Genomic DNA, 7,478 nt, shown 5'->3' on the forward strand with positions numbered 1-7,478 from the left:
TCAAAATCACCGGCTCTACGCGGCTGGATGACGACCTGGCAGTGGGCAAGAGCGCCAGGGTCAGGTTCGTCGAGATGGCAGACGGCACAATGGTCGCCACCCGGATACAGGATAGATGATGATAAGAACGGGAAGTGATTCCAGAGGTACCCTATCAAATCAATCGGCGATGATGGCAGGGTTGTAGGTAGACGTTCCTTCCAGACAGGCGGCCCTACCAGGATTGACAACGTCGGACTCTCGGCCGGGGAACGGCCGAGAGTCCGGTTAGAGGTGCTGCCCAACGGCTCGCCTGTTCCAGCTACTCATGGCAGCCACGGTAGCTAACCTGACCCTGGTGGCCACGAAGCTCGGATTGATGGGAAAGATAAATCAGCCAGGTGCTTCCTTTTTTGCCGCTTTTCATCAAGGTCTCATTATTGCCATCACAACCATGGCGCTCAGGCTATTTGTGGTTAATGCGCCACTATGGGCATGGTCTACCGAGAGGCCTTGCTTCGCAGAAGGGGGCTTTCGGCTGAATTTCTAGGCCTTATCCACAAAAAAAGAGACGAGGTTGTATCAAAGCGCATTCGTTTGGATAATCCTTTTGCCAATTTGTCTGCAGCCTTGGTTTTTTCTTCCCCCGTTGTGACTTTTGTCCTACGAGATTCCGGAAATGTGGGTTATCATATAACCGAAGAATCAATCAATAGGATTAAATAAAAAAGGGAGGCGAGCACGATGACAGTCAAGAAAGTGATTTTTAGTCTGGTTCTCGTCACAGCAATGCTGGCGCTAAGTGCCGGGACTACATCCGGGATGGCGCCGGGCACTTTTACCGCCACCCTTACCGGGTCAGGAGAAGTGCCGCCGGTGACCACAATGGCTTCAGGTGAGGCAACCTTCATTCCCAGTGCTGACGGTACCCAATTGACGTACACACTAACCGTAAGCGGCACCAGTGATATCATCGCCTCGCATATTCATCTGGCGCCGGCGGGCGCCAATGGGCCGGTGGTTGCCGGGCTCTTTGGTGGGCCGTTGACCGGTCCGTTTGACGGGGTACTGGCGCAGGGAACAATTACTGCCGCGGAACTTAAAGGACCCCTGGCTGGAATGCCTCTGGATGCGCTGGTTGCGGAAATAAAGGCCGGTAATACCTACGTTAACGTCCATACCAGCGCGAACCCGCCCGGAGAGATTAGAGGGCAGATAGTAACACCGATGCCTTGAGCCGATTGAGTGCCGGCATTAAAGAAGAGGGGCGCTGTACAGCGCCCCTCTTCTTTTGTTTGACCTGCTTGATCTAGCTGTTAATCATCCTCTCGCCATGCTCCTTTTCCGTATCATAATGGTAGCTATGACGATTACCACTGCCGCCGCAATCAGCCCGATGATGAGACCCCAGTTAGGTCCGGCCGGAGGAGCTTCGGGAGTTGGTGTTGGCTCCGGTGTTGTTGGTGGAGTTGGGGCCGGGGCCTGTACCGTTACCGTTACTGAGGCGGTAACCGGCGGCTCAAACGGAGTATGGTCATTTTTCACCAGTTGCACCCCGAAGGTATGCGTCCCTGCCGGTACGTTCTCCCAGACGATGCTGGTGCTGGGGTCGGCTTTATAGGTACCGGGGGCGCTTACCGCGGGCTGGCCGGGTGTGGTGGGAATATCATCAACATCCATGTAATAGTGGATGTGGCCCTGTCCGGAAACCGGCGCACCGGGAGCCACCAGTTCCAGATCGGCAACCGAAATCCTCACCGTGATGTTCCCGGGTTGAAGGGTTGCCCCACTCGGGGGAGAGACGATGCTGACAGACGGTGCCGGCGCTGTAGGAGGAGGTGGCGGTGGCGCTGCAACCGTTACCGTTACCGTGGCAGTAACCGGCGGGTCAAGGGGAGTATGGTTGTTGTTGACCAGTTGCGCCCCGAAGGTGTGCGTGCCGGGTGACACGTTCTCCCAGACAACCTCGTCCTCATTGGTTACCTTGTAGGTACCCGCCGCGGTTACCGCAGGCTGGCCGGGGGTGGTGGGAATATCAACATCCATATAGTAGTGGATGTGACCTTCACCGGGGACAGGGTCTCCGCCGGGCGCCTTGCGGGTGAAGTTAGAGATTTCCAGGGCTATGGTGATATTGCCCGGGGAGAGGGTCGCCCCGCTCTGGGGAGAAGAGATTGTCATTTCGGGTGGTTGCTGCGCCAGCAAGGCATAGGTGCTGAAGTGGCTTGCCTTTGCTGATGCGGTATTGGCCTCGGCATTCACCGTGGTCTCCAGCATTTCCCATGAGGAGCCGTTCCATAAGGCGATGACCAGATTATTTTCCGTCATCCCTGCCGGTAGCTCAGCCGGGTCATAGGCGAAGGTCAAGGTTATGGCCGGGTTGAAGGTAGCGCCAGCCGGGCCGAACTCCCGGGCGATAACTATGGCTTTACCATCCGGAGCCTCCGGCATAGTCGTTGGGGTGTTAATGGACATCAGGTTGAGGGCAGCGCCTGCGGCGGTCTTCAGGGTAGTGCCGGTGGCGATACTGATGGTAATGTCATTCGCCGCGCTGCGCAGGCTGACGGCACTCTCCACTACACCGCTGGAGCTGACCCGCAGCGTGGTAGTGCTGCTAAGCCCGCTTAGGCCGACTGCTGTGGTCAGCGCACCACCACCGCCGCCGCCGCCACCACCGCCGCCGCCACCGCCAGATGAAGGCTCAGCCGGTAGCGAGGTGATTTCAGCCGGACCGGCCGCGGTAGAATTGTCGATGCTGTTGAAAGCCGTTACCTGGTACCGTATGGGTAGGGGTAGCCCCGCTACTCCGGTATCAGCGTAAGCCTGGCTGTTAAGCGCAAGCGTGGCGATGACGGAGAAGTTAGTGATATTAGCCGATGTAGCGCGCCAGACCCTGTAGCCAGCCTCGTTAGCGGAACCATCCGTCCAGGTCAGGTTAACGTTATTGAAAGCGGTTGCGTTAGCCTGGAGTCCGGTCGGTGCTGCCGGAGCCGCTGTCGGTGTTGCCGAGGTCGCGATAACAGTGTTCGAGATTCCATCGCTGGGGCCGCTGAGACCGTTGAAGGCGGTGACGCGGTACTGATAGGTGGTCTCCGGCGCAGCCGCGCTATCGGTATAAGTAGTAATATCGATGCCTACCTCGGCAATCTGAGTGAATGTAGTGTTGTCGGTGGAGCGCGTGACGCGGTAACCAGACTCATTGGCCACATTATTCCAGGTGAGGACAATCTCGCCGGTAGCCTGCGCTGTGGCCGGGTTCAGCACGGGAGCGACAGGCGCAAGCAGTTCCACCGTAGCCGTGTTTGAAGCACTGGCGGAAGGACCGAGGATATTAGTGGCGAAGACGCGGTAGTTGTATACATTGCCGACAGTCACCGTCCCGTCATTGAAGGTGGCGGCGGTGTTGGTGCCGATCTGCGTGAAGGTGACATTGTCGGTACCAATGGAACGCTGAACCAGATAGCCGGTGGCGCTGGGGGACGCGGTCCAGTTCAGGGTTACCTGTGTGGGTGAAGCTACTCCGGCGGTCAGACCGGCGGGTGCGGCAGGTACATCCACGGTAACCGTGACCACGTTGGAATTCGGTCCCATTCCCCCGGCACTGAAGGCGTGAACGCGGTATGAGTAGGTATTGCCGAGCACGACCGATTCATCGGTGAAGGCAGCCGAGACGGCAGGCAGCAACTCGGCAAGGTGGGTGATAGTTGTAAATTCCGGGGTTGCCGACCGTTCTATATGGATACCGATCGCGTTAGTAGCGGTATTGACCCAGGTTAGACGAATGCGCGCGGGGCCTGCGAGAATCTCCGCCGCCAGGTTGGTTGGAGCCGTCGGCAAAGCGGCATTCACCAGCACGGTGTTGGACGCCGCGGAGCGCTGGCCGAGCGCATTCACCGCCACGATGCGGTAGAAGAAGTTTCCATCGATGAAACCGGACTCGGTAAAGGTTGCGGTGCTGGGAGACGCTACCGCGTTGGCGGGAATATTAAACGACTGGAGTATTGTAGCAAAGGTATCTGCCGCCGCTTTCTCCAGGACGAACCCCGCTTCGGCCTCGGAGTTGTCGGTCCAGGTGAAAGTAGCCGTCCCCGCGGTGAGGTCGATAGCTGTGTTGGCCAGGTCAGTCGGCGCTGCCGGCGGTCCTACAGCTATTATTTGAGTAGATGTGTGCGAGCCTGCCGGGTTGAAGGCGGTCAGGCTAATGGTGTACTCGCCAGGGGCGGCGAACACATGCGTGGGGCTCTGGGCCGTGCTGTTGGCACTGCTGTCACCGAAGTCCCAGTGCCAGCCGGTGGGGTTGCCCGTGGCCGCGCCGGTGAAATCGATGGTGGTCTGCGTGGCGCCCGCCGCGGCGGTGAAGGAAGCCACCGGTACGGCGTAGACATGGAGCATCTGCGATGTAGTTGCCGTTCCTCCGGCATTGGAAGCCGTCAGTCTGGCGATGAAGTTGCCGGCAGCGTTGTAGGTCTTGCTCGGGCTCTGGGCAGTGCTGGTAGTGCCATCACCGAAGTCCGATGCCCAGGTCGTCGCGCCGACAGAAGCATCGGTAAACTGGACGGCAAGGGGTGCGGTACCGGAGGCAACACTGGCGGTGAAGCCGGGGGTGACCGCGGCGGTCAACTCACGCCCGAATATTGCGAAGTCGAGGAGTTCCCCGCTATCAAAGCCAAGAGGACCGGTAATCCTGACAAAATTAGGCCGCCCCGGGGCGCCTGTGACCGGCCCGGTAACGCCGTTATTGATGCCGTTAGTGACTCCCCAGGCGCCGGGCGGAGCGGTCACCGGGCGCAGGAAAACGTCAACCATGTTGACACCGGGCAGGGGAGTAATAGCCGTGACAAAATCCTGTCCCGCCCCTAGAATATCCTGTGTGAAGTTGATTTCACGGTTGCTTAAAGGGTCGGCCACTACGCCGGGAAAGTTGAAAGTGCCATAAGGGGTCACAATGGTGTAGTCGCCACTGCCACCCATTAAGTCCGCATCTAATCTGAACCGAACCCGGTTCATCATCGCCTCGTCGCCAGGGACGGGCGATTCAGTAGCATTTGCCCATACGGCTTCCATGGCAAACTCTATCAGACCGAAGTCATTCTCGGTCTCGGCCACGTAGTAGAAAGCTTCAGCCCCGAAGCCGACGGCCACCGAATAAGGATTTGCCGGGTCTGCTGGGTCCGCCAGGTTCTCCGGGCCGATGGGCAGCATCTGCAGCCTGGTGGCGAGGATATCCTGGTAAAAGGACGGATAGCCGTTAGGTGTCGGGAATCCGGCGATAGGAACTACCGGTCCCACCGCCATGCCCGCCGCTGCGTTGACCGTAATGGTCGCCGTGTTTGACAGCGCTGACAGGCTGGGCGCATTGCCGATGGAGGAGACACGGTAGGAGTAGGTGGCGCCGGGCAGAATGCTGGCATCAATGAAGCTCGTCGTGTTGAATGCCACGGCGTTCAGCACCACGTTCTGGGTGAAACCGGTGTCATCAGCCCTCTCAATCTTGAAGCCGGCTTCGTTAGTGGAAGCGTCAGTCCAGTTCAGGGTGACCGTCTGCGGCGGTCCCGCCTGCTGGGTGGCAACAAGCCCTGACGGCGCCGCCGGCACCGTTGCAGTGATGGTCACCGTATTGGTTGGCGCCGACTCCTCACCGAGGCCATCGAACGCTACAATCCGGTAACTATAGGTGATACCGGCCTGCACAGTATCGTCAGTAGTTGACCTGGACCCGGTGGCGGTAGCCGGGTCACTGGCAGGACGGTCTACGCCCACCTGGACAAAGTCCGTACCGGGCGCCAGAGCGCGATAGACCCTGAAACCCGCCTCGTTGGTAGAGGTATCCGTCCAGGTTAGCACCACTCCCAGCGGAGCCGCCTGCACCGATGCCCTGAGATTGGTTGGAGCTGCATCAGGTGCCGCCCGTACCGGTACTGGCAACAGCATAATTAGTAGCAATACTGACGAGATGATGGCAGTTATTCTTTTCTTCACCTTGGTACCTCCTTAAGTTTTATTCTTGCTCATGCCACAAAAGAGATAATGGCAGTTATTCTTTTTTTCACCCCTGGCACCTCCTTGATTTTTACTCTTTGCTAATGCCACAAAAGCACGGGCGTGTACCCGTATCTTAAATATTATGCTTTCCCATTTGTCACTGGAATACGTATCCATACTTAGGTACTACCTACCTGCATACTTAATTACCTGAGATATAGGATGAATGTGACCAAAGTCATGGCTTTTTTGCCTCAAAAAGCAGGACAATGGGTATAGAGAATAAAAAGGAGGTGTGCAGATGAACGTTAACAGATTGTTTAGTGTTCTGCTGACGCTTGCCTTGATTACGCTCGGATTTGCCAGCCCGGTTTACGCGGCCGGTTCCGATACTGATATCGAGATAGATGGCACCATAAAGGCGACCTATCTGAAAGAAGACGGCACCGGTTGGATAAAGGTGGACGGTATCAAAGTCATTATTGATGGGGATACCGATGTTGATGGTATGCTGATGGTTGGCGCCGAAGTGGAGATTGACGGTGACCTGCTGAAGCTCCTGGCCGGTGACATTGAAGTCCGGGATGAGCCGGAAGACATCGAGGTTCGTGGCCGTGGTGATGGCACGGCGGAGGTAAGAGGCACCATTACGATGCTGCACCTGGTGGAAGGTTATAAGTTCATCAAGGTTGACGGCATTAAGGTGCTCATTGGTGAAGATACCGGAATTGACGGCATGCTCACCGAGGGCGCCGGTGTCAGACTGGAAGGTGACATCCTCAAGGTCCTCGCCCGCGAGATAGATGTTGAAAAAGACTAACAGGCCTCAAACAAATCCGTCACATCAAGGGAAGCAGTGGAGCTCCTGAAAAGGAGTTCCACTTTTTATATCCCCTCGCCAGATTAGGTAGCTGTACGTATACTGGCCCGGCCGAAAGCGGTGCTACAATGATTTGCGTATGAATAATAACTCAGGAGGGTAACAATGGCCGATATACCTTTCACCGAGGAGAAAGTGAACCAGTGTATCTGTCCCTCGTGTCCGGTGGAGAGTCAGAGTCAGTGCTCCGCGGAACTGCTGAAGGGTCCCAGGCATAATCCCCTGAAGCACGAGGAGGTGCCCGGGCTGTACTGCGCTGCCGGTAAGGCTGCCTGCCCGGACCTTGATTTCAAAAAGGAGTGCATCTGCATCGCCTGTCCTGTTTATATGCAGTACAAGCTATCAGGAGGAAAACCGCCGCTCTACTTCTGCCGTGATGGGGCGTCAGCTTAGTACGTTGTAATGCTTAATTCTTCGTTTAAGAGATAGCCACCAAAATCGTCATTGCGAGGGCGAAGCCCTCGCAATGACGATCTTACAATTTAAGTGATACAGGATACTAGCGCTTGCTTGCGCAATTGGCTTCACTGTGTCCTCGCCCCTTGCGGGAGAGGATTAAGGTGAGGGGTATCCACCAGACACCCTCGGGACTTCGGCATGAGCTCAGTCGAACGCTGAACTCGGGCTGAAGCCTTCC

The 7,478-nt window shown here is 57.0% G+C and carries 4 protein-coding genes; 3 read left to right on the forward strand and 1 reads right to left on the reverse strand.

The features are described from left to right. Nucleotides 1-723 precede the first annotated feature (723 nt). Entirely contained in the window at nucleotides 724-1,215 is a 492-nt protein-coding gene (locus tag Q8Q07_06760) for a CHRD domain-containing protein (protein ID MDP3879985.1), read from the forward strand. An 84-nt stretch (nucleotides 1,216-1,299) separates the two neighbouring features. Here Q8Q07_06760 and Q8Q07_06765 read toward each other — a convergent pair whose 3' ends face one another. Then, on the reverse strand, nucleotides 1,300-5,958 hold the full coding sequence (locus tag Q8Q07_06765) for a PKD domain-containing protein (GenBank protein ID MDP3879986.1): 4,659 nt from the start codon (nucleotides 5,956-5,958) through the stop codon (nucleotides 1,300-1,302). 304 nt (nucleotides 5,959-6,262) lie between these two features. On the opposite strand from Q8Q07_06765, the gene Q8Q07_06770 reads away from it, so the two are divergent. Both Q8Q07_06770 and Q8Q07_06775 read left to right on the forward strand, forming a co-directional pair. Next, a complete protein-coding gene (locus tag Q8Q07_06770; GenBank protein MDP3879987.1) occupies nucleotides 6,263-6,781 on the forward strand; it encodes a DUF5666 domain-containing protein in 519 nt (172 codons plus the stop codon). A gap of 165 nt (nucleotides 6,782-6,946) precedes the next feature. Then, on the forward strand, nucleotides 6,947-7,234 hold the full coding sequence (locus Q8Q07_06775; GenBank protein ID MDP3879988.1) for a DUF2769 domain-containing protein: 288 nt from the start codon (nucleotides 6,947-6,949) through the stop codon (nucleotides 7,232-7,234). Nucleotides 7,235-7,478: the final 244 nt, after the last annotated feature.

The organism is Dehalococcoidales bacterium (assembly GCA_030698765.1).
Taxonomy (GTDB): domain Bacteria; phylum Chloroflexota; class Dehalococcoidia; order Dehalococcoidales; family UBA2162; genus JAUYMF01.